The following is a 25833-nucleotide window of genomic DNA, read 5'->3' as shown; positions in this document are numbered from 1 at the left end:
GGTAAACCGTGGCTAAAGCCCCAAAACGCGCATTTGTCTGTAATGAATGTGGTGCGGATTATCCGCGCTGGCAGGGGCAATGCAGCGCCTGTCATGCCTGGAACACCATCACCGAAGTGCGTGGTGTGGCGGCTTCGCCGAGCGTGGCCCGCAATGAACGCCTGAGCGGCTATGCGGGTAATGCCGGTGTGGCAAAAGTCCAAAAACTGTCAGAAATCAGTCTGGAAGCGTTGCCGCGCTTCTCCACCGGCTTCAAAGAATTTGACCGCGTGCTTGGCGGCGGCGTGGTGCCGGGCAGTGCGATCCTGATCGGCGGTAATCCGGGAGCGGGTAAATCGACCCTGCTGCTGCAAACGCTCTGCAAGCTCGCCGAGCAGATGAAAACCCTGTACGTCACTGGCGAAGAGTCCCTGCAGCAGGTGGCGATGCGAGCACACCGTCTGGGTCTGCCTACCGGCAATCTGAATATGCTGTCGGAAACCAGCATTGAGCAGATCTGCATGATTGCCGAAGAAGAGCAGCCGAAGCTGATGGTGATTGACTCCATCCAGGTGATGCACATGGCGGATATTCAGTCCTCGCCGGGCAGCGTGGCGCAGGTGCGTGAGACCGCCGCGTATCTGACGCGTTTTGCCAAAACCCGCGGCGTGGCGATCGTCATGGTCGGCCACGTTACAAAAGATGGTTCCCTGGCGGGGCCAAAAGTGCTTGAGCACTGTATCGACTGCTCCGTGATGCTCGACGGCGACGCGGACTCCCGCTTCCGTACCCTGCGCAGCCATAAAAACCGCTTTGGTGCGGTGAATGAACTGGGCGTATTTGCCATGACCGAGCAGGGGCTGCGCGAAGTCAGCAACCCGTCGGCCATCTTCCTGAGCCGGGGAGATGAAATCACCTCCGGCAGTTCGGTGATGGTGCTGTGGGAGGGGACGCGCCCGCTGCTCGTTGAAATTCAGGCGCTGGTGGATCACTCGATGATGGGTAATCCGCGGCGCGTGGCGGTCGGTCTGGAACAGAACCGTCTGGCGATCCTGCTGGCGGTGCTACACCGTCATGGTGGCCTGCAAATGGCCGATCAGGATGTCTTCGTCAACGTGGTCGGGGGCGTGAAAGTTTCAGAGACCAGTGCCGATCTGGCGCTGCTGCTGGCGATGGTCTCCAGTCTGCGCGACAGACCGCTGCCGCAGGATTTGGTGGTCTTCGGCGAAGTGGGGCTGGCCGGGGAGATCCGCCCGGTGCCCAGCGGCCAGGAGCGCATCTCCGAGGCGGCGAAACATGGCTTCCGCCGGGCGATTGTGCCGGCGGCCAACGTGCCGAAGAAGATCCCCGAAGGGATGCAGGTCTTTGGCGTTAAAAAACTCGCAGATGCGTTAAATGTCTTTGACGACTTATAATTACGTATTCGATTTTGCAGGAGGCACCGTAATTTATGTCATCATTTGACTACATCAAGACCGCAATCCGTCAGAAAGGCTGCACGCTACAGCAGGTGGCTGACGCCAGCGGCATGACGAAAGGCTATCTTAGCCAGTTGCTGAACGCCAAAATCAAAAGCCCCAGCGCGCAAAAGCTGGAAGCGTTACATCGCTTTCTGGGGCTTGAATTCCCGCGTATGCAAAAGAACATCGGCGTGGTGTTTGGTAAGTTTTACCCGCTGCATACCGGCCATATCTACCTGATCCAGCGCGCCTGTAGCCAGGTCGACGAGCTGCACATCATCATGGGTTACGATGAAACCCGTGACCGTCAGCTGTTTGAAGACAGCGCCATGTCGCAGCAGCCGACGGTGCCGGATCGCCTGCGCTGGCTGCTTCAGACCTTCAAATATCAGAAAAACATTCGCATTCATGCCTTTAACGAAGAGGGCATGGAGCCGTATCCACACGGCTGGGACGTGTGGAGCAATGGCATTAAAGCGTTTATGGAAGAGAAAGGGATTGCGCCCAACTGGATCTACACCTCTGAAGAGTCCGACGCACCGCAGTTCCGCGAGCATCTGGGCATTGAAACGGTGCTGATCGATCCTAAGCGTACATTCATGAACATCAGCGGGGCGCAGATCCGCGAAAACCCGTTCCGCTACTGGGATTACATCCCGACCGAAGTGAAGCCGTTCTTTGTGCGCACAGTTGCGATTCTGGGCGGTGAATCCAGCGGGAAATCGACGCTGGTTAACAAGCTGGCAAATATCTTCAATACCACCAGCGCGTGGGAATACGGACGTGATTATGTCTTTTCCCATCTGGGGGGAGACGAGATGGCGCTGCAGTATTCTGATTACGACAAAATCGCGCTAGGCCATGCTCAGTACATTGATTTCGCGGTGAAATACGCCAACAAAGTGGCCTTCATCGACACCGATTTTGTCACTACACAAGCCTTCTGTAAGAAGTATGAAGGACGCGAGCACCCGTTCGTACAGGCGCTGATCGATGAATATCGCTTCGACCTGGTGATCCTGCTGGAAAACAACACGCCGTGGGTCGCCGACGGGATGCGCAGCCTCGGTAGCTCAGTGGACAGAAAAGAGTTCCAGACGATGCTGGTGGAGATGCTTCACGAGAACAACGTGGAGTTTGTCCACGTTGAAGCGTCGGATTACGACACCCGTTTCCTGCGCTGCGTCGAGCTGGTGAAGGAGATGATGGGGGAGCAGGGGTAAATTCACAGGTTTGCCCCTCACCCTAACCCTCTCCCCCGTGGGGAGAGGGCAGGGTGAGGGGGAATTATCCACTCAGAACGCAACCACCACCTTCCCGCGCATATGCCCGTCCAGCACTTTGCGGTGGGCCTCGGTAATGCTTTCCACGCTCAGCCCGTGCAGCGTTTCGCTGAGCGAGCTCTCCACTACCCCATTATCCACCAGCTTTGCCACCTCGTTTAAGATCTCACCCTGACGCGCCATATCGGCAGTCTGGTACATGCTGCGGGTGTACATGAATTCCCAGTGCAGGGCGGCGGATTTGGATTTCAGCTTGTCCTGGTTCAGCGGGTGCGCATTTTCGACGATGGAGCAGATGTGTCCCTGCGGCGCAATCAGTTCGCTGACCGCGTCCCAGTGGCCATCGGTATCATTGAGGATGAAAATATAATCCACAAAGGTGATGCCCTGTTTGGCCAGTTCACCTTTCAGATCGCGATAATTCACCACCAGATCCGCGCCGCGCTCGCGACACCATTGGGCTGAGTCTTCCCGCGACGCGGTGGCGATGACCCTGACCTTGCTGTTGTGCTTCGCAAACGGGATCGCAAGGGAGCCTACGCCGCCGGCACCGCCGATGATCAGCAGCGTTTTGTCCGACCCGGCATCCTGAATGTTCAGGCGCTCAAACAGCCCTTCCCAGGCGGTGAGCGCGGTCAGCGGCAATGCGGCAGCGGCATCCCAGCCAAGGCTTGTCGGTTTGTGTCCGACAATACGCGCATCAATCAGCTGGTGCGTGGCATTACTGCCCGGACGGGTAATGTCGCCCGCGTACCATACTTCGTCGCCCGGTTTGAAGCCGGTGACGCTTGTCCCCACCGCTTTGACGACACCGCTGGCATCCCAGCCGAGAATGCGTGGCGCCTGCAGGCCGTTTTTAACAAGACTCGCATGCACTTTGGTATCGACCGGGTTTATGGAAACGGCTTTTACTTCCACCAGCAGATCGTGTTCACCGGGCTGTGGCATCGGTTGGGTGATCTCAATAAAAGCTGCGGGATTTTCAGGATTAACGGCAATGGCTTTAACAGACATGATCAACTCCTCAATGGAATGCGTTTTGTTGAGGCTAGTCTATTAAGTGGTCATGCGCATGATAAGATGGACAATCAAGAACGGAGTGTTCGTATAGGGTGAACAATCATGTTTAAACAGCTTCAGGATATGGCGCTGTTTGCGCTGGTGGCGGAGATGGGCAGTTTTACCGCCGCAGCGCAGAAAGCAGACCTGCCGAAATCCAGCGTTAGCCAGCGGATTAGCCAGCTTGAGCAGCAGGTGGGGATCCGCCTGCTAAACCGCACCACGCGCAGGCTGAATCTGACCTTTGCGGGGGAGCACTATCTGGTGCATTGTCGCGAGATGCTGGCGGCCAGTGAAAGGGCGGAGTATGCCATTCAGCGTCTGCGTGAAAACCCCAGCGGGCGGCTTCGTATCACCTGCCCGGCGGGCATTGGCGCGACGTTACTGGCACACCTGAATGCCGAGTTTCAGCTCCGCTATCCTGACGTTTCGCTGGATGTCTCTATTTCTGACGATGTGCTCGATCTGGTGGAGTCTGGCTTTGACGTGGCGCTGCGTACCGGTAAACCGCAGGACTCCTCGCTGATTGGCCGCATGATTGGCCACTGTCCGCGCTATATGCTGGCCTCACCGGAATATCTGGCACGCCGGGAGCCGCTGCACCATCCCCGCCAGCTGGTGGATCACCGCTGTATTACCCACAAGGCCTGGTCTGAATGGCTCCTGCAAAGCGAGAGTGAGGATTACCGCTATCTGCCGGACAATGCGCATATGACGGATAATCTTGTTTATGCTCGTGAGTGCGCGGTAGCTGGTGCGGGGATCACACTCTTACCCGCTTTTTTGCTGGAAGATAAAATTGAAAAAGGGGCGCTTGTGCAGGTGCTACCGGAATGGAACGTTGAAGGAAACGATCTCTGGCTCGCCTATCCGAGCCGTAAGCTCAATTCGCCTGCGCTGATGAGCTATATCGAGTTTGCGATGCAGTTTGATGAGGTGAGGCGGTACTACGTGGGAAGGTAATTATGTGCGGCCTGATGCCCTCACCCTGACCCTCTCCCATGGGAGAGGGAACAAACATAAAAAACGGCAACCGAAGTTGCCGTTGTGCTTTTATTTCGCGATACGCTTGTACTTAATACGCTTCGGCTCCAGCGCGTCTGCGCCCAGCGTGCGTTTCTTGTACTCTTCGTATTCGGTGAAGTTACCTTCGAAGAACTCCACTTTCCCTTCATCCTGGTAGTCCAGAATGTGGGTGGCGATACGGTCAAGGAACCAACGGTCGTGCGAGATAACCATGGCACAGCCCGGGAACTCCAGCAGGGCGTTTTCCAGCGCGCGCAGGGTTTCGATGTCGAGGTCGTTGGTTGGTTCATCGAGCAGCAGTACGTTACCGCCAACCTGCAGCAGCTTCGCCAGATGCAGACGACCACGCTCACCACCGGACAACTCGCCGACGCGTTTACCCTGATCGGTACCTTTGAAGTTAAAGCGGCCAACGTAGGCACGGCTTGGCATCTCGGTGTTGCCGATGCGCATGATATCCAGACCGCCGGACACTTCTTCCCACACGGTTTTGCTGTTATCCATTGCGTCACGGAACTGGTCAACGGACGCCAGTTTCACCGTTTCACCGAGGGTGATAGAGCCGCTGTCTGGCTGCTCCTGACCGGACATCATACGGAACAGGGTGGATTTACCCGCGCCGTTCGGACCGATGATGCCGACGATGGCACCCTTCGGTACGGAGAAGGAGAGATCGTCGATCAGCACGCGGTCACCGTAAGATTTACGCAGGTTGCTGACTTCGACCACTTTATCCCCCAGACGCGCGCCAGGTGGAATAAACAGTTCGTTGGTTTCGTTACGTTTCTGGTATTCGGTGTTGTTCAGCTCTTCGAAGCGTGCCAGACGGGCTTTGCCCTTAGACTGACGGCCCTTCGTGCCCTGACGTACCCATTCCAGCTCTTTCTCAATAGACTTACGGCGTGCTGCTTCAGCAGACGCTTCCTGCGCCAGACGCTGATCTTTCTGCTCCAGCCAGGAAGAGTAGTTGCCTTCCCATGGGATACCCTCGCCGCGGTCCAGCTCCAGGATCCAGCCCGCCACGTTGTCGAGGAAGTAACGGTCGTGGGTGATCGCCACCACGGTGCCTTCGAAGTCGTGCAGGAAGCGTTCCAGCCACGCCACGGATTCCGCATCCAGGTGGTTAGTGGGTTCGTCGAGCAGCAGCATGTCTGGTTTTTCCAGCAGCAGACGGCACAGCGCCACGCGGCGACGCTCACCACCGGAGAGGTTGGCGATTTTCGCATCCCAGTCCGGCAGACGCAGGGCGTCAGCGGCGCGCTCCAGCTGCACGTTCAGGTTGTGACCGTCGTGCGCCTGGATAATCTCTTCAAATTTGCCTTGCTGAGCGGCCAGTTTATCGAAGTCCGCATCTGGCTCGGCGTATTTGGCATACACTTCATCCAGACCTTTCAGCGCGTTAACCACTTCGGATACCGCTTCTTCAACCGATTCACGAACGGTGTGTTCAGGGTTCAGCTGAGGTTCCTGCGGCAGGTAGCCAATTTTGATGCCAGGCTGCGGACGGGCTTCACCTTCGATGTCTGTATCGATGCCGGCCATGATGCGCAGCAGGGTGGACTTACCGGCACCGTTGAGGCCCAGAACACCGATTTTTGCGCCCGGGAAGAAGCTCAGCGAGATATTTTTAAGAATATGACGTTTCGGCGGTACCACTTTGCCGACACGATGCATGGTATAAACGAATTGAGCCACGTTGGACTTCGCCTCTTTTATCGTGATGAAAAGGAATTTCAGCCTCGAAGTGTAGCCTTTTTCCCGCCCTAATCCCAGCCAGGAACGTCGGGAGTGTTAAAACGCGCAGGAAAGGTAAAAAAGTGTCCGTAACGTGGCGCGTTCCGGGATGCCTGGTTAGCATAAGTTAATTAGACTTTGACGTGGCAAGACGCTGCAATTGACGAAAAAACAATGAGGAAGAGCTTGTGGAAAAAGCCAAACGGGTGGTCTGGCGTCTGCTGGCGGCCAGCGTATGCGTAATGGCGGTAAGCCAGGCGGTGCATGCCGATTCACTGGATGAACAACGTAACCGCTACGCCCAGATTAAACAGGCGTGGGACAACAAACAGATGGATACTGTGCAGGCATTGATGCCGACGCTGAAAGACTATCCTCTCTATCCCTATCTGGAGTATCGCCAGATTACTGACGATCTCATGAATCAACCCACGGTCACCGTGAATAACTTCATTCAGGCGAACCCGACCCTGCCGCCCGCCCGGAACCTGCAGTCTCGTTTTGTCAACGAGCTGGCGCGTCGTGAAGACTGGCGCGGACTGCTGGCGTTCAGCCCGGAAAAACCGAACACCACGGAAGCCCAGTGTAACTATTACTATGCAAAATGGGCCACCGGTCAGCAGGAGGAAGCCTGGGCCGGGGCAAAAGAGCTGTGGCTGACCGGGAAAAGCCAGCCTAACGCCTGTGATTCGCTCTTTGGTGCCTGGCGTGCTTCCGGTAAACAGGATCCGCTGGCTTACCTTGAACGTATCCGTCTGGCGATGAAATCCGGAAACACGCGTCTGGTGATGGCTCTGGCGGGTCAAATGCCGTCGGATTACCAGACCATTTCCACGGCCGTGATGTCGCTGGCAAATGACCCCAACAGCGTTCTGACCTTTGCCCGCAGCACGGGAGCGACCGATTTTACCCGACAGATGGCGGCGGTGGCCTTTGCCAGCGTGGCGCGTGACGATGTCGAAAACGCGCGGCTGATGATCCCGCAGCTGGTGCAGGCACAGCAGCTCAATGAAGAGCAAACCCAGGAACTGCGCGACATCGTGGCGTGGAGACTGATGGGCTCGGACGTAACCGACGAACAGGCCCGCTGGCGGGACGATGCCATTATGCGCTCCAACTCCACGTCGCTGGTGGAACGTCGCGTGCGCATGGCGCTGGGGACGGGCGATCGTAAAGGCCTTAATACCTGGCTTGCGCGTCTGCCGATGGAAGCCAAAGAGAAAGACGAATGGCGCTACTGGCAGGCGGATCTGCTGATGGAGCGGGGACGCGATGACGAAGCCAAAGAGATCCTCCACGCGCTGATGCAGCAGCGAGGCTTCTACCCGATGGTGGCCGCGCAGCGTCTGGGTGAGGAGTACACCTTCCGCATTGATAAAGCGCCGGGTAACGCCAGCCCGGCGTTGACCCAGGGGCCGGAAATGGCGCGCGTGCGCGAGCTGATGTACTGGAATATGGACAACACCGCCCGTAGCGAGTGGGCGAATCTGGTCACCAGCCGCACTACGGATGAGAAAGCCCAGCTTGCCCGTTACGCCTTTGATAACCACTGGTGGGATCTGAGCGTTCAGGCGACGATCGCTGGCAAGCTGTGGGATCATCTCGAAGAACGTTTCCCGCTGGCCTACAAAGATCTGTTCGATCGCTACACCAGCGGTAAAGATATTCCGCAAAGCTACGCCATGGCGATTGCCCGTCAGGAGAGCGCCTGGAACCCGAAAGTCCGTTCCCCGGTAGGGGCCAGCGGCCTGATGCAGATTATGCCGGGCACGGCGACGCATACGGTGAAGATGTTTAATATCCCGGGATACAGCAGTCCATCACAGCTGCTGGATCCGGATACCAACATCAACATTGGTACCAGTTATCTGCAGTACGTCTATCAGCAGTTTGGTAACAACCGCATTTTCGCCTCTGCGGCGTATAACGCGGGCCCAGGGCGCGTGCGTACCTGGCTGGGTAACAGCGCCGGACGCATCGACGCCGTGGCGTTTGTCGAGAGCATTCCGTTCTCAGAAACGCGCGGCTACGTGAAGAACGTGCTGGCGTATGATGCCTACTACCGTTACTTCATGGGGCAAAAAGATACCCTGATGAGCGATGCGGAGTGGCAGAGACGTTACTGATTGGGATGGGTTGTGTTATGCTGTACTCGTTAATGAGTACAACAGGCGGCATAACATGACCCAGCATTCCCCGTATTCCTCGGCACTGGCCGAACAACGTCATCAGGAGTGGCTTCGTTTTGTGGAGTTGCTCCGCCAGTCTTACGACCAGGATCTGCATCTACCCCTGCTGCAACTGATGCTGACGCCTGACGAGCGTGAGGCGTTGGGCACGCGCGTGCGGATCATCGAAGAGTTACTGCGCGGTGAGATGAGCCAGCGTGAGCTCAAAAACGAGCTGGGCGCGGGGATCGCGACGATCACCCGCGGTTCAAACAGCCTGAAGTCTGCGCCGGTTGAGCTGCGTCAGTGGCTGGAAGCGGTATTGCTGAAAAACGCCGGATGACGGCTGCGCCTTATCCGGCCTACACGTTCAACGATAAATGGCGTTATGGAACGGGCTTAACGCCAGGATCACTGCCTGATGGTAAACGCTTGAGCGCGTAAGCGCGCCAGCAGTAAAGACGCCAATCGCTCCTTCTTTACGGCCTATTTCATCAATGCCGGTGTATTGCGACATCACTGGCCCGAGCGCTTCGCCTGCGCGCACTTTTTCCAGAATGATGTCCGGCAGCGGCAGGGTGGCCGAGCGTGCTTCACCGCGCTGTTCACGACTTTCGATAACCACCCAGCTAAACGTCGCGCCTTCGTCAATTCCCGCTTCAATGGCGACCCAGAAGTCGGCATCGGGTGCGGCCGCTTTCGCATTTAACACGCGATTTCGTGCGCCAGCGCGCGTTTCTTCGCTGCCAAACGGCTGTTCAGGAACGCCACTCTCGACGCCGACGGCATCAATATGGCAGGATCCTTCGCCGAAAATCTCTTCAAATGCCCTTAGAATTGCCTGAATTTTGGCAGGATTGGTGGTAGCAGAGACAACATGGTGCATAATTAAGCTCGATTCAAAAAAACTCATCGCAGTATAACGGAAAAAAAGCATGTTACAGGTATACCTTGTTCGCCACGGTGAAACGCAGTGGAACGCCGAGCGACGTATTCAAGGCCAGTCCGACAGTCCTCTCACTGAAAAGGGTGTGCAGCAAGCGTGGCAGGTGGCAGAACGTGCCAGAACGCTGGGCATTACCCATGTCATCACCAGCGATTTAGGTCGCACGCAGCAGACGGCGCGCATTATTGCTGATGCCTGTGGTTGTGATGTGCTGCTTGAACCGCGCCTGCGCGAGCTGGATATGGGGGTGCTCGAAAAACGCCATATCGATACGCTGACGGAAACGGAAGAGGGCTGGCGCCGCACGCTGGTTAACGGTACCGAAGATGGCCGTATCCCTGAGGGCGAATCCATGCAGGAGCTGAGCGTGCGTATGCATGCTGCGCTGGCGGAATGCCTGAAGCTGCCCGCCGGAAGCCGTCCACTGCTGGTGAGTCACGGGATTGCGCTGGGATGTCTGGTCAGCACCATTCTGGGGTTACCGGCCTATGCGGAGCGCCGTTTGCGTCTGCGCAACTGCTCTATTTCCCGTATTGATTATCAGGAAAGCGCGTGGCTGGCGTCGGGATGGGTCGTTGAGATGGCAGGGGACATTTCGCATCTTGATGCCCCTGCACTGGATGAACTGCAGCGCTAACGACGGATCGGGATTAAGAATTCCATCCGCAGATTAATGGGGCCTTCTTCCGGTTTCGCATCGCTTGCCGGGTAGTAGCGCTCAATATCCTGACCTTTACGGCGATTCAGGTTCAGCATAGGCATGCATGTTCCGTAAACGGTCAGGATGAATTCCTGTACGCCCGTTCCCAGCCCTTCGTAGGAGAACATCACGTACTCTCCGCCTTCCAGCACGACCGGTTTAGAGCCCTGAATATAGCCATTGGCCATCTCCGGCGTTAACGCGGTGGTGTAGAACACCTCCTGCTCGTCGTCTTTTTCCTGGCTTGGATGCGTTTCGTTGAGACCATACAGGATAGGCGGGATCGCCGGGGCATGGCTCAGGAAGTCGCGCCAGAACTGAACGCGCATTTGATGGCGGAACTCGGAAATCTGCTCCAGAGAACAGGTGTAGCTCTGTGTCGTACCGATCAAATGGGTTTCCGGCAGGGTAATGATTTCGTACTTCGGCATGGCGAACTCGCCCAGACGCAGCGGCGGGCGCATACCGTATGAGCTCCAGTCAGGTGAACGGCGATAGAGTGCTGGCGTCAACGAGAACTGTTTTTTAAAGGCTCGGGTGAACGTTTGTTGCGAGTCGAAACGATACTGCAGGGCAATATCAAGAATGGGCCGCGCGGTCAGGCGTAAGGCCACCGCAGATTTAGATAAACGACGTGCGCGAATATAGGCACCGATAGCATGACCGGTGACATCCTTGAACATCCTTTGCAGATGCCACTTGGAATAGCCTGCTTTAGCCGCCACATTATCCAGTGACAAAGGCTGGTCAAGATGACCTTCCAGCCAGGTTAGCAGGTCGCGAATAATTCCAGCCTGATCCATATACTATCCTCATCCTTAAAACAGCAGGTGCCTGATAACAGGTTAGCGGATAATAGCATTTTTTGATGTTTTAGCATTCAGTGTTTTTTTTGCTCATTAATGCTTTTTGTCCTGCGTTTTGGGTGAATATATTCTAATCCTGTGATCTTGCTACATTTTTGTCTAACGTGTTGAATAATCGCTCAACGTAATATTAAGAAATGGTAACAATATGAAATATAAGACATTGCTCTTAACAGCCTTACTGCTGATAGCGGGCCGCGCGGCGCAGGCGGAACAGATTGGTTCTGTCGATACCGTGTTTAAAATGTTTGGGCCGGACCACAAAATTGTGGTGGAGGCGTTTGACGATCCGGATGTGAAAAACGTCACCTGCTACGTTAGCCGGGCAAAAACCGGGGGGATAAAAGGCGGTCTGGGGCTGGCCGAGGATACATCCGATGCGGCCATCTCCTGCCAGCAGGTCGGGCCGGTTGAACTGAGCGAGAAAATCAAAAACGGCAAAGCGCAGGGGGATGTGGTGTTCCAGAAACGGACGTCGCTGGTCTTCAAAAAGCTGCAGGTGGTGCGTTTTTACGATGCTAAACGTAACACCCTGGCCTACCTTGCCTACTCCGACAAAGTAGTAGAAGGCTCACCGAAAAACGCGATTAGCGCGGTGCCGATTATGCCGTGGCGGGAATAAAAAAAAACGGCGCTTTCGCGCCGTTTTTTATGGTGCTGACTGCGGGATCACTCCTGCAGGTCACCGCAGAAACGATAGCCTTCGCCGTGGATCGTGGCGATGATTTCCGGCGTATCTGGCGTAGATTCGAAATGTTTACGAATACGACGGATGGTCACGTCTACAGTACGGTCGTGTGGCTTCAGTTCACGGCCGGTCATTTTCTTCAGCAGTTCTGCACGGGACTGAATTTTGCCCGGGTTTTCACAGAAGTGCAGCATCGCGCGGAATTCACTGCGCGGCAGTTTATACTGCTCACCGTTCGGGCTGATCAGTGAACGGCTATTGATATCGAGTTCCCAGCCGTTGAATTTGTAGCTGTCTACGCTACGACGCTCTTCGCTGACGGTGCCCAGGTTCATGGTGCGGGACAGCAGGTTGCGTGCACGAATAGTTAACTCGCGTGGGTTAAACGGTTTGGTGATGTAGTCATCCGCACCGATTTCCAGGCCAAGGATCTTATCAACTTCGTTATCACGGCCTGTCAGGAACATTAATGCGACGTTCGCCTGTTCACGCAGTTCGCGCGCCAGCAGAAGGCCGTTTTTACCTGGCAGATTGATATCCATAATGACCAGGTTGATATCATTTTCAGAAAGGATCTGATGCATCTCTGCGCCATCGGTCGCTTCAAAGACATCGTAGCCTTCTGCTTCGAAAATGCTCTTCAACGTGTTGCGTGTTACCAACTCGTCTTCAACGATAAGAATGTGCGGGGTCTGCATGTTTGCTACCTAAATTGCCAACTAAATCGAAACAGGAAGTACAAAAGTCCCTGACCTGCCTGATGCATGTCGCAAATTAACATGACCGGGCTAACGTGACTAAAGTACGTAATTGCGTTCTTGATGCACTTTCCATCAACGTCAACAACATCATTAGCTTGGTCGTGGGTACTTTCCCTTTGGACCCGACAGTGTCAAAAACGGCTGTCATCCTAACCATTTTAACAGCAACATAACAGGCTAAGTGACACCTGACACCCAATAAAACTACGCTTCGTTGACATATATCAAGTTCAATTGTAGCACGTTAACAGTTTGATGAAATCATCATAGCTAAATGCTAGCCTTTGTCACAATTTTTCAATAAACCAACTAGTTGCGGATCTTGATTGATAAACGTTACGAATCCAACTTAAATCGCGTATTCACCCTGTCATTATCATTATAAAACATAAGGATAATCAGGTTCTGTTAACATTCTAAATGATTGTTCAGCTACAAAATAGTTTAGCGCTTTTAATTTGTTATGAAACGCTATTTCGGTGATTTGTGTTGCAAAATTGTAAATTCGCGCCGCGTAATATGTTGACGCGCATCACATTAATCCCCGCTAACTGATTAAAAAGAGAGCATAAATGCATCTGTCGATTGTACTGGTCGCGCCAGCCAGAGCTGAAAATATAGGCGCTGCGGCGCGTGCCATGAAGACCATGGGGTTCACCGATTTGCGTATTGTGGACAGCGCTGCTCACCTGGAGCCCGCGGCGCGTTGGGTGGCGCACGGGTCGGGCGATATTCTTGATAATATAACCACTTACGACACGCTCGCCGACGCGCTGCACGATATTTCGTTTACCGTTGCGACCACGGCGCGCAGTCGGGCGAAGTTCCACTATTACGCCACGCCAGCGGAACTGGTACCGATGCTGAGCGAGAAAAGCCAGTGGCTGGAAAAAGCGGCGCTGGTGTTTGGGCGGGAAGATTCAGGATTAACAAACGACGAACTGGCGCTCGCGGATGTGCTGACGGGGGCTCCGATGGTCGCGGATTACCCGTCCCTGAATTTAGGCCAGGCGGTGATGGTCTATTGCTATCAATTAGCGTCCTTAATACAAATTCCTCAACCGCAAGCGGTGGGTACCGACGAAAACCAGCTGGCCGCGCTGCGTACGCGCGTTGACAACCTGCTGATGCAACTTGGCGTGGCGGATGACCAAAAAATGGCTGACTGGCTGCAGCAGCGTCTTGGGCGTCTGGAGCAGCGCGATACGGCAATGCTGCACCGTTTGCTGCACGATATCGAAAAAAAATTAGCCGAGTAAAATGCTGCCATAAGTTTTTACTATGGCGTAAGCGTCTGACGTTAAGGGTTGCCTCTGGCGGAATCGGATGAAAATAAATCTGCACGCAGCGGGACGTAAGAATGCGCTGAATTGTGATCAAATTAAAAATTCATTGACTTAAGGTGCCCGATCCTTTAACCCTAAAAGAATACAGCACAGACAGATAATAATGACAGAGTACACAACATCCATGAAACGCATCAGCATCACCACCATTACCACAACCATCATCATTACCACAGGTAACGATGCGGGCTGACGCGTACAGGAAAAACAGAAAAAAGCCCGCACCTGAACAGTGCGGGCTTTTTTTTCGGCTAAAGGAAACGAGGTAGAACCATGCGAGTGTTGAAGTTCGGCGGTACATCAGTGGCAAATGCAGAACGCTTTCTGCGCGTTGCCGATATCCTGGAGAGCAACGCCAGGCAGGGACAGGTCGCGACCGTTCTCTCTGCGCCGGCAAAAATCACTAACCACCTGGTGGCGATGATTGAAAAGACCATTGGCGGTCAGGATGCACTTCCGAACATTAGCGATGCCGAGCGTATCTTCGCCGAGCTGCTGCAGGGGCTGGCGGAGGCACAGCCAGGTTTCCCGCTCGTACAGCTGAAAGCCTTCGTAGAACAAGAATTTGCCCAGATTAAACATGTGCTGCACGGTATCAGCCTGCTGGGTCAGTGCCCGGACAGCATCAACGCAGCGTTAATTTGCCGCGGTGAGAAACTCTCTATCGCCATCATGGCGGGCCTGCTGGAAGCGCGCGGCCATCACGTCACGGTGATTGATCCGGTTGAAAAACTGCTGGCGGTGGGCCACTACCTCGAATCCACCGTTGATATTGCTGAATCAACCCGCCGCATCGCTGCGAGCAAAATTCCTTCTGACCATATGATCCTGATGGCGGGCTTCACCGCCGGCAATGAAAAGGGTGAACTGGTGGTGCTGGGCCGTAACGGCTCTGATTACTCTGCTGCTGTGCTGGCCGCCTGTTTACGCGCGGACTGTTGCGAGATCTGGACTGACGTTGACGGCGTATACACCTGCGACCCGCGCCAGGTACCGGACGCCAGGCTGCTGAAGTCGATGTCTTACCAGGAGGCGATGGAGCTTTCCTACTTCGGCGCTAAAGTGCTTCACCCTCGTACCATCTCCCCCATTGCCCAGTTCCAGATCCCTTGCCTGATTAAAAATACCGGTAACCCGCAAGCGCCTGGCACGCTGATTGGCGCCAGCACCGACGAAGATGGCCTGCCGGTGAAAGGCATCTCTAACCTCAACAACATGGCAATGTTCAGCGTCTCCGGGCCTGGTATGAAAGGGATGGTTGGCATGGCGGCGCGCGTGTTTGCCGCAATGTCACGCAACGGGATCTCTGTTGTGCTGATCACCCAGTCCTCATCGGAATACAGCATCAGCTTCTGCGTGCCGCAGGGTGACTGCCTGCGCGCCCGTCGTGCGCTGGAAGAAGAGTTCTATCTGGAGCTGAAAGAAGAGCTGCTGGAGCCGTTATCCATTCAGGAACGTCTTGCGGTTATCTCCGTGGTTGGCGACGGTATGCGCACGCTGCGCGGTATCTCCGCCAAGTTCTTTGCCGCGCTGGCGCGTGCCAATATTAATATCGTGGCGATTGCCCAGGGCTCATCCGAACGTTCTATTTCGGTGGCGGTGGATAACGATGATGCGACTACCGGCGTACGCGTGGTTCATCAGATGCTGTTCAACACCGATCAGGTGATTGAGCTGTTCCTGATTGGCGTGGGCGGCGTTGGCGGTGCGCTGCTGGAGCAGGTGAAGCGTCAGCAGGAGTGGCTGAAGAAGAAGCATATCGATCTGCGCGTCTGCGGGATCGCCAACTCAAAAGCGCTGTTGACCAACGTTCACGGGCTGAACCTGGAAAACTGGCAGGCCGAGTTGAACGAGGCAAAAGAGCCGTTCAACCTGGGGCGTCTGATCCGTCTGGTGAAAGAGTATCACCTGCTGAACCCGGTGATTGTCGATTGTACGTCGAACCAGGCGGTTGCCGATCAGTACGCGGACTTCCTGCGCGAAGGCTTCCATGTGGTCACGCCGAACAAAAAGGCCAACACCTCGTCGATGGATTACTATCACCAGCTGCGTCTGGCGGCGAGCAAATCGCGCCGCAAGTTCCTATACGACACTAACGTGGGGGCGGGGCTGCCGGTTATCGAAAACCTGCAGAACCTGCTGAACGCGGGCGACGAACTGCAACGTTTCTCCGGCATTCTCTCCGGTTCGCTGTCCTTTATTTTCGGTAAGCTGGATGAAGGGATGAGCCTCTCAGAAGCAACCCGCGCCGCGCGTGAACTGGGCTACACCGAGCCGGATCCGCGTGACGATCTCTCCGGTATGGACGTGGCGCGCAAACTGCTTATTCTGGCGCGCGAAACGGGCCGTGAACTGGAGCTTTCCGATATCGTGATAGAACCCGTGCTGCCGGCTGAATTTGACAGCAGCGGTGACGTCAGCGCCTTTATGGATAATTTACCGCAGCTGGATGACGCTTTTGCCGCACGCGTGGCGAAAGCCCGTGATGAAGGTAAGGTATTGCGCTATGTTGGCAACATTGAAGAAGATGGCGTGTGCCGGGTGAAGATTGCCGAAGTCGATGGCAACGATCCGCTGTACAAAGTCAAAAACGGCGAAAACGCCCTGGCGTTTTACAGCCACTATTATCAGCCATTGCCGCTGGTGCTTCGCGGCTATGGCGCAGGGAACGATGTTACGGCGGCGGGTGTGTTTGCCGATCTGCTGCGTACCCTGTCATGGAAGTTAGGAGTTTAACATGGTCAAAGTTTATGCCCCGGCTTCCAGCGCCAATATGAGCGTCGGGTTTGATGTGCTGGGTGCGGCGGTGACGCCGGTGGACGGTTCACTATTGGGCGATACGGTCACGGTGGAAGCAGCAGAAAGCTTCAGCCTGAATAACGTGGGACGTTTTGCCAGCAAGCTGCCGTCCGAACCGCGCGAGAATATTGTCTATCAGTGCTGGGAGCGTTTCTGTCAGGAGATCGGGAAAAACGTGCCGGTCGCCATGACACTGGAAAAAAGTATGCCGATTGGCTCTGGCCTGGGATCAAGTGCCTGCTCTGTTGTGGCCGCGCTGGTGGCGATGAATGAGCACTGCGGCAAACCCCTGAACAATAGCCGTCTGCTGGGGTTAATGGGTGAGCTGGAAGGCCGCATCTCTGGCAGTATCCACTACGATAACGTCGCGCCGTGTTTCCTCGGCGGTATGCAATTGATGATCGAAGAAAATGGCATCATCAGCCAGCAGGTGCCAGGGTTTGATGAGTGGCTGTGGGTGCTGGCCTACCCGGGTATCAAAGTGTCTACCGCGGAAGCGCGGGCGATCCTGCCTGCGCAGTATCGCCGTCAGGACTGCATCGCCCACGGGCGTCATCTGGCAGGCTTTATTCACGCCTGTTATACCCGTCAGCCACAGCTGGCGGCGAAATTGATGAAAGATGTGATTGCCGAACCGTATCGTACGAAGTTGCTGCCTGGCTTTAATGAGGCGCGACAGGCATCGCTTGATATTGGCGCGCAGGCGTGCGGCATCTCCGGCTCCGGCCCGACGCTGTTCGCCCTGTGCGATAAGCCAGACACCGCGCAGCGCGTGGCGGACTGGCTCTCTAAACACTACCTGCAAAATCAGGAAGGCTTTGTTCATATTTGCCGTCTGGACACGGCTGGCGCACGAGTACTGGGATAACGAATGAAACTCTACAATCTGAAAGATCATAACGAGCAGGTCAGCTTCGCGCAGGCGGTGACTCAGGGACTGGGCAAAAATCAGGGGCTGTTCTTCCCTCACGATCTCCCTGAATTCCAGCTGACCGACATTGATGAGCTGTTGAAGCAGGACTTTGTCACGCGCAGCACAAAAATTTTGTCTGCGTTTATCGGCGACGAAATCCCGCAGGAGTTGCTGGAAGAGCGCGTACGTGCGGCGTTCGCCTTCCCGGCACCGGTTCAGCAGGTTGAGCCGGATGTGGGCTGTCTGGAGCTGTTCCACGGCCCAACGCTGGCGTTTAAAGACTTCGGCGGCCGCTTTATGGCGCAGATGCTTACCCACATCAGCGGCGACAAGCCGGTCACCATTTTGACCGCCACCTCCGGGGATACCGGTGCCGCCGTGGCGCATGCTTTTTACGGTCTGAAGAACGTCCGCGTGGTGATCCTCTATCCGAAAGGCAAGATCAGCCCGCTCCAGGAAAAACTGTTCTGCACCCTCGGCGGCAACATTGAAACCGTGGCGGTAGATGGCGACTTCGATGCCTGTCAGGCGCTGGTGAAACAGGCCTTCGACGATGAAGAGCTGAAAGCCGCGCTGGGGCTCAACTCTGCTAACTCCATTAACATCAGCCGTCTGCTGGCGCAGATTTGCTACTACTTCGAAGCTGTTGCCCAACTGCCGCAAGAGGCGCGTAATCAGCTGGTGGTTTCGGTACCGAGCGGAAACTTTGGCGACCTGACCGCGGGCCTGCTGGCGAAATCCCTCGGGCTGCCGGTGAAACGCTTTATTGCGGCGACCAACGCCAACGACACCGTGCCACGCTTCCTGAAAGACGGTAAATGGGCGCCGAACGCGACCCAGGCGACGCTCTCTAACGCGATGGACGTGTCACAGCCAAACAACTGGCCGCGCGTGGAAGAGCTGTTCCGCCGTAAAGTGTGGCGTCTGGGCGATCTGGGCTATGCGGCGGTCACCGATGAAACCACCAAAAGCACCATGCGTGAGCTGAAAGCGGTGGGGTATACCTCTGAACCGCATGCGGCGATTGCTTACCGTGCGCTGCGCGACCAGCTTAATCCTGGCGAGTATGGCCTGTTCCTGGGGACGGCGCATCCGGCAAAATTCAAAGAGAGCGTGGAAGAGATTCTGGGTGAAACGCTGCCGCTGCCGAAAGAGCTGGCGGATCGCGCTGACCTGCCGCTGCTCTCTCATGAGTTGCCGGCGGATTTTGCCGCGCTGCGTAAGCTGATGATGACTCGAGCGTGATTTTTTGCCCGGTGGCGCTGCGCTTACCGGGCCTGCAACAATCTCAATCGTAGGCCGGGTAAGCGAAGCATCACCCGGCTTTTTTGTGAAGAAAATAAGGAGAAAAATAGCAGGGAAAAAGCAGAAATTCCCAATAAATGCGGTCACTTAGCGTTTAGGATTGCAGAGAATAACATCTCCGGTTCCCCTCACGTAATCTCCTTACATCGGCCCACGTTGGGCAAGAATCATAAGGAGTCACCGATGTCTAAACTGAAACCTGCGCTGATTGCGCTTTCACTGATGCTGGTCGCTCCCATGGCGGTACAGGCATCCGAAATCACCCTGGATCCGGCGGTTAAACTGCAGATTGGCGATCGGGATAATAACGGCCATTACTGGGACGGCGGCCGCTGGCGCGACCATGACTGGTGGAAGGCGCACTATGAGTGGCGCGATAACCACTGGCGTCCACATGATGAGCATCGCGATCGTGACGATCGTCATGACCACCGCCACGACGATCACCGACCAGGCCCGGACTGGAAGCATCACTAATACAAACCCCGCCAGCAGGCGGGGTTGTTTTTTTACTGTTCGTGACGCTTAAACACCAGTTCCCCTTTCCCTGACGATTCCTCGTCAAAGAAATAGCCCTCGCTGTTGAATCCGGTGAGCTGCTCTGGCTTCGTCAGGCGGTTTTGAATGATGTAGCGGCTCATCAGGCCACGCGCTTTTTTGGCATAGAAGCTGATGACTTTAAACTTGCCGTTTTTCTCATCAAGGAAGACCGGTTTAATAATTTCCGCATTGAGCTTCTTCGGCTTCACCGATTTGAAGTATTCATCGGAGGCGAGGTTAATCACCACGTTATCCCCCTGCGCGTGCAGGGCTGCGTTCAGCTTATCGGTGATAATGTCGCCCCAGAAATGGTACAGATCTTTGCCTTTGGCGTTTTCCAGGCGGATGCCCATCTCCAGACGATAGGGCTGCATCAGATCCAGCGGGCGCAGCACGCCGTACAGGCCTGAAAGCATACGCAGATGCTGCTGGGCAAAATCGAAATCGGCTTCGCTGAACTCTTCTGCCTGCAGGCCGGTATAGACATCGCCCTTGAAGGCCAGAAGCGCCTGGCGCGCATTCGCAGGAGTAAAGTCAGGATGCCACTCATGGAAGCGGGTCGCGTTGAGATCGGCGAGCTTATCACTGATGCTCATCAGCGAGGCGATTTGCGGCGCGGAGAGCTTACGCGCCTCGTGAATCAACTGTTGCGAGTAGTCCAGCAGTTCAGGCTGGGTATAACGCTCGGTCGCGAGCGGGCTCTGGTAGTCGAGCGTTTTTGCAGGTGAAATCAGAATCAGCATATCCAGTCCTTGCAGGAAATTTAAGGCGACTTTAGCAAAAAATCGCCCTGAATTGATCGATAGCTGTTATTGCCGCGGCAAATCATCCCACGTGCCGGGCGCAATCTGCGACTTGATTTCGGGATAGCGCGAGGCGTCAAACACCGGCGGAACCCCCAGCTTGCGCTGGCGAAGGTAGTCCCGGGCGATGAGGGTGACTACGGGCGAGAGCAGCAAAATCGCCGTCAGGTTGGTGATCGCCATCAGCGCCATAATCACGTCAGCCAGTTGCCAGACCACCGGCATGCTAAGCAGAGAGCCCACGATGACCATCAGCAACATGCCCAGGCGCAACAGGTTGAGCATGGGGCGAGAGTTGAGCTTCAGGAAAATGAGGTTGTTCTCGGCGTAAAGGTAATTGACGACCATCGAGCTGAAGGCGAACAACAGCAGAATGAGCGAAACAAATCCCGCTCCCCAGCCACCGGTAAGGTTCACCAGCGCCTGCTGAAGAAGCTGTATCCCGCCGGCTTCCGATGAGTGAGAGATTGGGCCTGCCAGCAGCAAGATCATGGCGCTGGAGGAGCAGATAATAATCGTGTCCGTGAAGACCCCAATCATTTGCACAATGCCTTGCGCGGCCGGGTGAGGGGGCCAGGAAGCCGCCGCCGCCGCGGCATTGGGGATAGACCCCATTCCGGCTTCGTTAGAGAACATACCGCGCTGAAAACCCGCCATCAGCGCCTGGCTAAAGGTATAGCCCAGCGCACCCGAAGCCGCTTCACGCCAGCCAAAGGCGCTGCTGAAAATGGTCGCAATCACATCCGGCACCTGGTCGATATGCAACGCAGCGACCAGCAGGCTGGCCGCAACCCAGAGCAAGGCCATAATGGGAACCAGCCACTGCATCAGGCGGGCTGTACCCTTAAGACCGGTAGAGATGGTCAGCAGTATGCAGAGGGCTAACCCCGCGCCGGTGAGCCATTCCGGACAGGCGAAGGCATAGCGCAGGGCATGGGCGACAGAATTTGCCTGGACGGTGTTGAAAATCAGGCCATAGGCGACGAGTAAGAAAAGCGAGAACAGCACGCCCATCCAGCGCATCCCTAAGCCGCGCGCCATGTACCAGGCAGGGCCACCGCGAAACTGGCCATGATGATCTTTTTCTTTATAGAGCTGGGCGAGAGAGCATTCGGCAAAGGACGTTGCCATGCCGATAATTGCCGTCACCCACATCCAGAAAACCGCCCCCGGCCCACCGGCGCTGATAGCCAGCGCGACCCCCGCCAGGTTACCGCTGCCAAGCCGTGCCGCAAGGCTGGTGCACAGCGCCTGGAACGAGGTTAATCCACCGGGTTGTGGCGTGACGCTGTTTTTCAGACTTCTGCCAAATTTGCGGATATAACGAAACTGGATAAAACCGCTGCGTAACGTAAACCATATACCTGCTGCCAGAAGCAGGTATATCATTATCGAACCCCAGAGCACTTCGTTAATAAAGAAAAAGAAATCAGGCATTAACGTCCCTCATGTTGATGCCAGGATAAGGATGTAAGCGCTACCACATATTGGGCGTACTGTTACGTAGCTACCTCTTAATATTCCGAGTTTATCATACATTGGCTAAGCGCACTGTCTGCGGTTGCGCTACCCCTCTGTCGTGTTATCATCAGGGCAGACCGGTTACATCCCCCTAACAAGTAAACCTGTCATTTTTCCGCTGCAGGCATGCTGTCGGTAGCGTGAATTATCCAGGGCACGTTAAAAGAGAAACACTATCATGACGGATAAATTGACCTCCCTTCGTCAGTTCACCACTGTCGTAGCTGACACCGGAGATATCGCGGCAATGAAGCTGTACCAGCCGCAGGATGCCACAACTAACCCTTCTCTGATCCTTAACGCCGCGCAGATCCCTGAGTATCGCAAACTGATTGACGACGCTGTAACCTGGGCGAAAGCACAGAGCAACGACCGCGCGCAGCAGGTTGTGGATGCCACTGATAAACTGGCAGTGAACATCGGTCTGGAGATCCTTAAACTGGTTCCTGGCCGCATCTCTACCGAAGTGGATGCGCGTCTCTCCTACGACACCGAAGCGTCTATCGCGAAAGCCAAACGTCTGATCAAAATGTATAACGATGCGGGTATCAGCAATGACCGTATCCTGATCAAACTGGCTTCTACCTGGCAGGGTATCCGCGCTGCTGAACAGCTGGAAAAAGACGGTATCAACTGTAACCTGACGTTGCTGTTCTCCTTCGCGCAGGCGCGTGCATGTGCGGAAGCGGGCGTATACCTGATTTCTCCGTTCGTGGGTCGTATTCTGGACTGGTACAAAGCCAATACCGACAAAAAAGAGTACGCCGCGTCTGAAGACCCAGGCGTGATTTCCGTGACTGAAATCTACGAATACTACAAACAGCACGGTTATGAGACCGTTGTTATGGGCGCAAGCTTCCGTAACGTCGGCGAAATCATCGAACTGGCTGGCTGTGACCGCCTGACCATCGCACCAGCGCTGCTGAAAGAGCTGGCTGAAAGCGAAGGCACCATCGAGCGTAAACTGTCTTACACCGGTGAAGTGAAAGCGCGTCCAGAGCGTATCACTGAATCCGAGTTCCTGTGGCAGCACAACCAGGATCCAATGGCGGTAGACAAACTGGCTGACGGTATCCGTAAGTTTGCTATTGACCAGGAAAAACTGGAAAAAATGATCGGCGATCTGCTGTAATCATTCTGCGTGACCGGGCTCCCGGTCACGCGACTTCTTTCGTACTCTGTCTGAAATTCCCCTCTGCGTGTATCATTCCCTTTAATCAGTACTTTTTGAATGGAATGGATATGAATACCTTACGCATCGGCTTAGTGTCGATTTCTGACCGCGCCTCAAGCGGTGTTTATCAGGATAAAGGCATCCCTGCTCTTGAAGAGTGGCTGGGTAGCGCGCTGACCACCCCGTTTGAAATCCAGACCCGCCTGATCCCGGACGAACAGCCGATCATCGAGCAGACGTTGTGTGAGCTGGTGGATGAGATGAGCTGCCACCTGGTGCTGACCACCGGCGGAACCGGTCCTGCACGTCGTGATGTGACACCAGATGCTACGCTTGCTATAGCTGACCGTGAAATGCCGGGCTTCGGTGAACAGATGCGCCAGATTAGCCTGCACTTTGTTCCAACGGCGATCCTCTCCCGTCAGGTGGGGGTGATTCGCAAGCAGGCGCTGATCCTGAATCTGCCGGGCCAGCCTAAGTCGATCAAAGAGACGCTGGAAGGGTTAAAAGCGGATGATGGCAGCGTGATCGTCCATGGGATCTTTGCAAGTGTACCGTATTGTATACAGCTGCTGGACGGGCCGTATGTCGAAACCGACGACAAAGTAGTAGCAGCATTTCGTCCTAAAAGCGCACGCCGCGAAACAATCTCCTGAAAATAATCATTATGTGACATTAGCTGAAGCTGCTGTGGTGTGCTAAAAGTTTTACGGTATAGTAATTTTTTCTTTACGATAGCTGTAATAATAATTCCACAACACACGCTAAATGGTTCGCTATGTCACATAACACCCGACCTCTGAATCGACAGGACTACAAAACTCTTACGCTCGCGGCCCTGGGCGGCGCGCTGGAGTTTTACGATTTCATCATCTTTGTTTTCTTTGCCGCTGTGGTGGGGGAGTTGTTCTTCCCGGCGGATATCCCGGAATGGCTGCGTCAGGTGCAAACCTTCGGTATTTTTGCTGCTGGGTATCTGGCGCGTCCTCTTGGGGGGATTGTGATGGCGCACTTTGGCGATCTTGTCGGGCGCAAAAAGATGTTTACCCTCAGTATCCTGCTGATGGCCGTGCCGACGTTGGCCATTGGTCTGCTGCCAACCTACGCCTCGATGGGCATTCTCGCCCCGTTATTGTTGCTGCTGATGCGTATTCTTCAGGGGGCGGCCATCGGCGGTGAAGTGCCGGGGGCGTGGGTGTTTGTCGCGGAGCATGTTCCGGCGCGCCGCATTGGTATCGCCTGCGGAACCTTAACCGCAGGGTTAACGGTGGGGATTTTGCTCGGTTCCGTCGTCGCGACAATTGTGAATACCAGCATGACGCAACAGGCCGTACACGACTGGGGCTGGCGTCTGCCGTTCCTGCTGGGCGGGGCGTTTGGCCTGGTGGCGATGTACCTGCGCCGTTGGCTCCAGGAGACACCGATTATCCTCGAAATGCAGCAGCGCAAAGCGCTGGCACAGGAGTTGCCCGTCAAAGCCGTCGTGGTGCGTCATAAAAAAGCGGTGGTTGTGTCTATGCTGCTTACCTGGTTGCTCTCGGCAGGCATTGTGGTGGTGATTTTGATGTCGCCGGTCTGGCTGCAAAAGCAGTACGGCTTTGCCCCGGCGGTGACCTTACAGGCGAACAGTATTGCCACGGTTATGCTCTGCTTCGGCTGCCTGGCCGCCGGGCTGGCTGCGGATCGTTTCGGTGCCAGCGTAACCTTTATCGTCGGCAGCCTGTTACTGGCGGGCTCAAGCTGGGCGTTTTACCATCTGGCCGGGAGTCATCCTGAACAGCTGTTCCTTTTATACGGCGTGGTAGGGCTGTGTGTTGGCGTGGTGGGGGCGGTGCCTTATGTGATGGTTCGGGCCTTCCCGCCAGAAGTCCGCTTCACCGGGATCTCATTCTCATACAATGTTTCATATGCCATCTTCGGTGGACTGACGCCGATTGCGGTTACGGTATTGATGGGCGTGTCACCGCTGGCACCTGCCTGGTATGTGCTGGCGTTGTCGCTGATGGGGCTGGTGTTGGGGATTTGGCTTCGCCAGATGGGAGAATGTCGTGCCCGCGAGGCGGACACGACAGAGGGATCAGTGTTTTTCACCAATCGGTAAAATGGTGCGGTCAAACTGCTCGTTCAGCACTTCACCCATTGCCAGGTAGATAGCGCTTGCGCCGCAAACCAGACCAATCCAGCCTGCAACGTGAACGATGCCTTCGTTGTCCACCAGATGACCAATCGCCAGCAGGGCGAACAGCACGGTCAGGCTCAGGAAGACAAACTGCAGTGCGCGGTTACCCTTGAGGGTGCCGAAGAACATGAACAGGGTGAAGACACCCCACAGGCCCAGGTAAACGCCCAGGAAATGGGCGTTTGCCGCCTCTGCCAGGCCCATTTTAGGCATCAGCAGAATGGCGACCAGGGTCAGCCAGAAGGAACCGTAAGAGGTAAAGGCGGTTAAGCCGAAGGTATTGCCTTTCTTATATTCCAGCAGGCCCGCGAAGATTTGCGCGATACCGCCGTAAAAAATGCCCATCGCCAGGATAATGCCGTCCATCGGGAACATCCCGATGTTGTGCAGGTTCAGCAGAATGGTGGTCATGCCAAAACCCATCAGGCCCAGCGGAGCCGGATTAGCCAACTTAGTGTTGCCCATAAGTCCTCAAAAAAATCATCATTAATATGGTGAAATGGTTAAACCCGCGACAGTACTCCCTGAAGGGGCGCGGCATCATAATGGGCGCAAACGATGCCGTCTATGATCTCGTCAGGGT

The 25833-nt window shown here is 55.3% G+C and carries 25 protein-coding genes and 1 other annotated feature; of the genes, 17 read left to right on the top strand and 8 right to left on the bottom strand.

The genetic code is table 11. The annotated features are described in order from the left end of the window. Window positions 1-8 precede the first annotated feature (8 nt). Window positions 9-1394, top strand: coding sequence for a DNA repair protein RadA (gene radA / locus HX884_RS06295; protein ID WP_178327860.1), 1386 nt, complete (start codon window positions 9-11; stop codon window positions 1392-1394). Window positions 1395-1429: 35 nt separating this feature from the next. Next, complete coding sequence (gene nadR / locus HX884_RS06290; RefSeq protein WP_014830583.1) at window positions 1430-2662, top strand: multifunctional transcriptional regulator/nicotinamide-nucleotide adenylyltransferase/ribosylnicotinamide kinase NadR; 1233 nt, start codon at window positions 1430-1432, stop codon at window positions 2660-2662. 72 nt (window positions 2663-2734) lie between these two features. Here nadR and HX884_RS06285 read toward each other — a convergent pair whose 3' ends face one another. Continuing rightward, complete coding sequence (locus HX884_RS06285; RefSeq protein WP_062856519.1) at window positions 2735-3736, bottom strand: zinc-binding alcohol dehydrogenase family protein; 1002 nt, start codon at window positions 3734-3736, stop codon at window positions 2735-2737. 108 nt (window positions 3737-3844) lie between these two features. On the opposite strand from HX884_RS06285, the gene HX884_RS06280 reads away from it, so the two are divergent. Continuing rightward, complete coding sequence (locus tag HX884_RS06280; RefSeq protein WP_058661980.1) at window positions 3845-4744, top strand: LysR family transcriptional regulator; 900 nt, start codon at window positions 3845-3847, stop codon at window positions 4742-4744. A gap of 90 nt (window positions 4745-4834) precedes the next feature. Here the strand turns inward: HX884_RS06280 and ettA are convergent, their stop codons facing one another. Beyond that, a complete protein-coding gene (ettA, locus tag HX884_RS06275; RefSeq protein WP_013095500.1) occupies window positions 4835-6502 on the bottom strand; it encodes an energy-dependent translational throttle protein EttA in 1668 nt (555 codons plus the stop codon). A gap of 227 nt (window positions 6503-6729) precedes the next feature. Between ettA and sltY the strand changes: the two genes are divergently transcribed. Together sltY and trpR are read left to right on the top strand one after the other, a co-directional pair. Continuing rightward, entirely contained in the window at window positions 6730-8667 is a 1938-nt protein-coding gene (sltY, locus tag HX884_RS06270) for a murein transglycosylase (protein WP_178327859.1), read from the top strand. A gap of 55 nt (window positions 8668-8722) precedes the next feature. Continuing rightward, a complete protein-coding gene (trpR, locus tag HX884_RS06265; protein ID WP_013095502.1) occupies window positions 8723-9052 on the top strand; it encodes a trp operon repressor in 330 nt (109 codons plus the stop codon). 27 nt (window positions 9053-9079) lie between these two features. Here trpR and yjjX read toward each other — a convergent pair whose 3' ends face one another. Next, window positions 9080-9595, bottom strand: coding sequence for an inosine/xanthosine triphosphatase (gene yjjX, locus HX884_RS06260; protein ID WP_029882672.1), 516 nt, complete (start codon window positions 9593-9595; stop codon window positions 9080-9082). Between the two features lie 49 nt (window positions 9596-9644). Here yjjX and gpmB point away from each other — a divergent pair, with 49 nt between their 5' ends. After that, the gene (gpmB, locus tag HX884_RS06255; RefSeq protein WP_013095504.1) at window positions 9645-10292 is read left to right on the top strand and encodes a 2,3-diphosphoglycerate-dependent phosphoglycerate mutase GpmB; all 648 of its coding nucleotides are present in this window, start codon (window positions 9645-9647) and stop codon (window positions 10290-10292) included. Here gpmB and robA read toward each other — a convergent pair. Continuing rightward, window positions 10289-11158: an MDR efflux pump AcrAB transcriptional activator RobA gene (robA, locus tag HX884_RS06250; protein WP_013095505.1), complete on the bottom strand. Its 870-nt coding sequence runs from the start codon at window positions 11156-11158 to the stop codon at window positions 10289-10291. The two genes, gpmB and robA, sit on opposite strands and share 4 nt — an antisense overlap. Before the next feature lie 211 nt (window positions 11159-11369). Between robA and creA the strand changes: the two genes are divergently transcribed. Continuing rightward, complete coding sequence (creA, locus tag HX884_RS06245; protein WP_013095506.1) at window positions 11370-11843, top strand: protein CreA; 474 nt, start codon at window positions 11370-11372, stop codon at window positions 11841-11843. A 47-nt stretch (window positions 11844-11890) separates the two neighbouring features. Here creA and arcA read toward each other — a convergent pair whose 3' ends face one another. Beyond that, a complete protein-coding gene (gene arcA, locus HX884_RS06240; protein WP_003856501.1) occupies window positions 11891-12607 on the bottom strand; it encodes a two-component system response regulator ArcA in 717 nt (238 codons plus the stop codon). A gap of 95 nt (window positions 12608-12702) precedes the next feature. Between arcA and yjjY the strand changes: the two genes are divergently transcribed. The 7 genes from yjjY (at window position 12703) to HX884_RS06205 (ending at window position 19510) form a co-directional block, all read left to right on the top strand. Continuing rightward, a complete protein-coding gene (gene yjjY / locus HX884_RS06235; RefSeq protein WP_001541509.1) occupies window positions 12703-12843 on the top strand; it encodes a protein YjjY in 141 nt (46 codons plus the stop codon). A gap of 399 nt (window positions 12844-13242) precedes the next feature. Then, window positions 13243-13929, top strand: a complete 687-nt coding sequence (locus HX884_RS06230; protein ID WP_047352034.1) for a tRNA/rRNA methyltransferase — start codon at window positions 13243-13245, stop codon at window positions 13927-13929. Between the two features lie 211 nt (window positions 13930-14140). Next, window positions 14141-14209: a thr operon leader peptide gene (gene thrL, locus HX884_RS06225; RefSeq protein ID WP_015572623.1), complete on the top strand. Its 69-nt coding sequence runs from the start codon at window positions 14141-14143 to the stop codon at window positions 14207-14209. Continuing rightward, window positions 14148-14265, top strand: a sequence feature (Thr leader region). It overlaps the preceding gene by 62 nt. A 24-nt stretch (window positions 14266-14289) precedes the next feature. Beyond that, window positions 14290-16752: a bifunctional aspartate kinase/homoserine dehydrogenase I gene (gene thrA / locus HX884_RS06220; protein ID WP_178327858.1), complete on the top strand. Its 2463-nt coding sequence runs from the start codon at window positions 14290-14292 to the stop codon at window positions 16750-16752. Between the two features lies 1 nt (window position 16753). After that, window positions 16754-17683 carry a homoserine kinase gene (thrB, locus tag HX884_RS06215; RefSeq protein ID WP_013095510.1) on the top strand — a complete coding sequence of 310 codons (930 nt, stop codon included), beginning with the start codon at window positions 16754-16756 and terminating at the stop codon, window positions 17681-17683. 3 nt (window positions 17684-17686) lie between these two features. Next, window positions 17687-18973 carry a threonine synthase gene (thrC, locus tag HX884_RS06210; RefSeq protein ID WP_013095511.1) on the top strand — a complete coding sequence of 429 codons (1287 nt, stop codon included), beginning with the start codon at window positions 17687-17689 and terminating at the stop codon, window positions 18971-18973. A 243-nt stretch (window positions 18974-19216) separates the two neighbouring features. Next, entirely contained in the window at window positions 19217-19510 is a 294-nt protein-coding gene (locus HX884_RS06205) for a DUF2502 domain-containing protein (protein WP_178327857.1), read from the top strand. A 32-nt stretch (window positions 19511-19542) separates the two neighbouring features. On the opposite strand, the gene yaaA is transcribed toward HX884_RS06205, so the two are convergent. Together yaaA and HX884_RS06195 are read right to left on the bottom strand one after the other, a co-directional pair. Then, the gene (yaaA, locus tag HX884_RS06200) at window positions 19543-20316 is read right to left on the bottom strand and encodes a peroxide stress protein YaaA (protein ID WP_148790734.1); all 774 of its coding nucleotides are present in this window, start codon (window positions 20314-20316) and stop codon (window positions 19543-19545) included. A gap of 66 nt (window positions 20317-20382) precedes the next feature. Further along, window positions 20383-21813 carry a sodium:alanine symporter family protein gene (locus tag HX884_RS06195; RefSeq protein ID WP_178327856.1) on the bottom strand — a complete coding sequence of 477 codons (1431 nt, stop codon included), beginning with the start codon at window positions 21811-21813 and terminating at the stop codon, window positions 20383-20385. A gap of 262 nt (window positions 21814-22075) precedes the next feature. Here HX884_RS06195 and tal point away from each other — a divergent pair, with 262 nt between their 5' ends. From tal to HX884_RS06180, 3 genes are all read left to right on the top strand, one after another. Next, complete coding sequence (tal, locus tag HX884_RS06190) at window positions 22076-23029, top strand: transaldolase (RefSeq protein WP_013095515.1); 954 nt, start codon at window positions 22076-22078, stop codon at window positions 23027-23029. Between the two features lie 110 nt (window positions 23030-23139). After that, window positions 23140-23727, top strand: a complete 588-nt coding sequence (gene mog, locus HX884_RS06185; RefSeq protein ID WP_013095516.1) for a molybdopterin adenylyltransferase — start codon at window positions 23140-23142, stop codon at window positions 23725-23727. 122 nt (window positions 23728-23849) lie between these two features. Then, entirely contained in the window at window positions 23850-25172 is a 1323-nt protein-coding gene (locus HX884_RS06180; protein WP_178327855.1) for an MFS transporter, read from the top strand. On the opposite strand, the gene satP is transcribed toward HX884_RS06180, so the two are convergent. Further along, complete coding sequence (gene satP, locus HX884_RS06175; RefSeq protein WP_013095518.1) at window positions 25149-25715, bottom strand: acetate uptake transporter; 567 nt, start codon at window positions 25713-25715, stop codon at window positions 25149-25151. The two genes, HX884_RS06180 and satP, sit on opposite strands and share 24 nt — an antisense overlap. Window positions 25716-25833 lie beyond the last annotated feature (118 nt).

Origin of the sequence: Enterobacter sp. SECR19-1250 (genome assembly GCF_013391025.1) — a bacterium.
Taxonomy (GTDB): domain Bacteria; phylum Pseudomonadota; class Gammaproteobacteria; order Enterobacterales; family Enterobacteriaceae; genus Enterobacter; species Enterobacter cloacae.
This window is presented reverse-complemented; position numbering and strand designations above follow the sequence as displayed.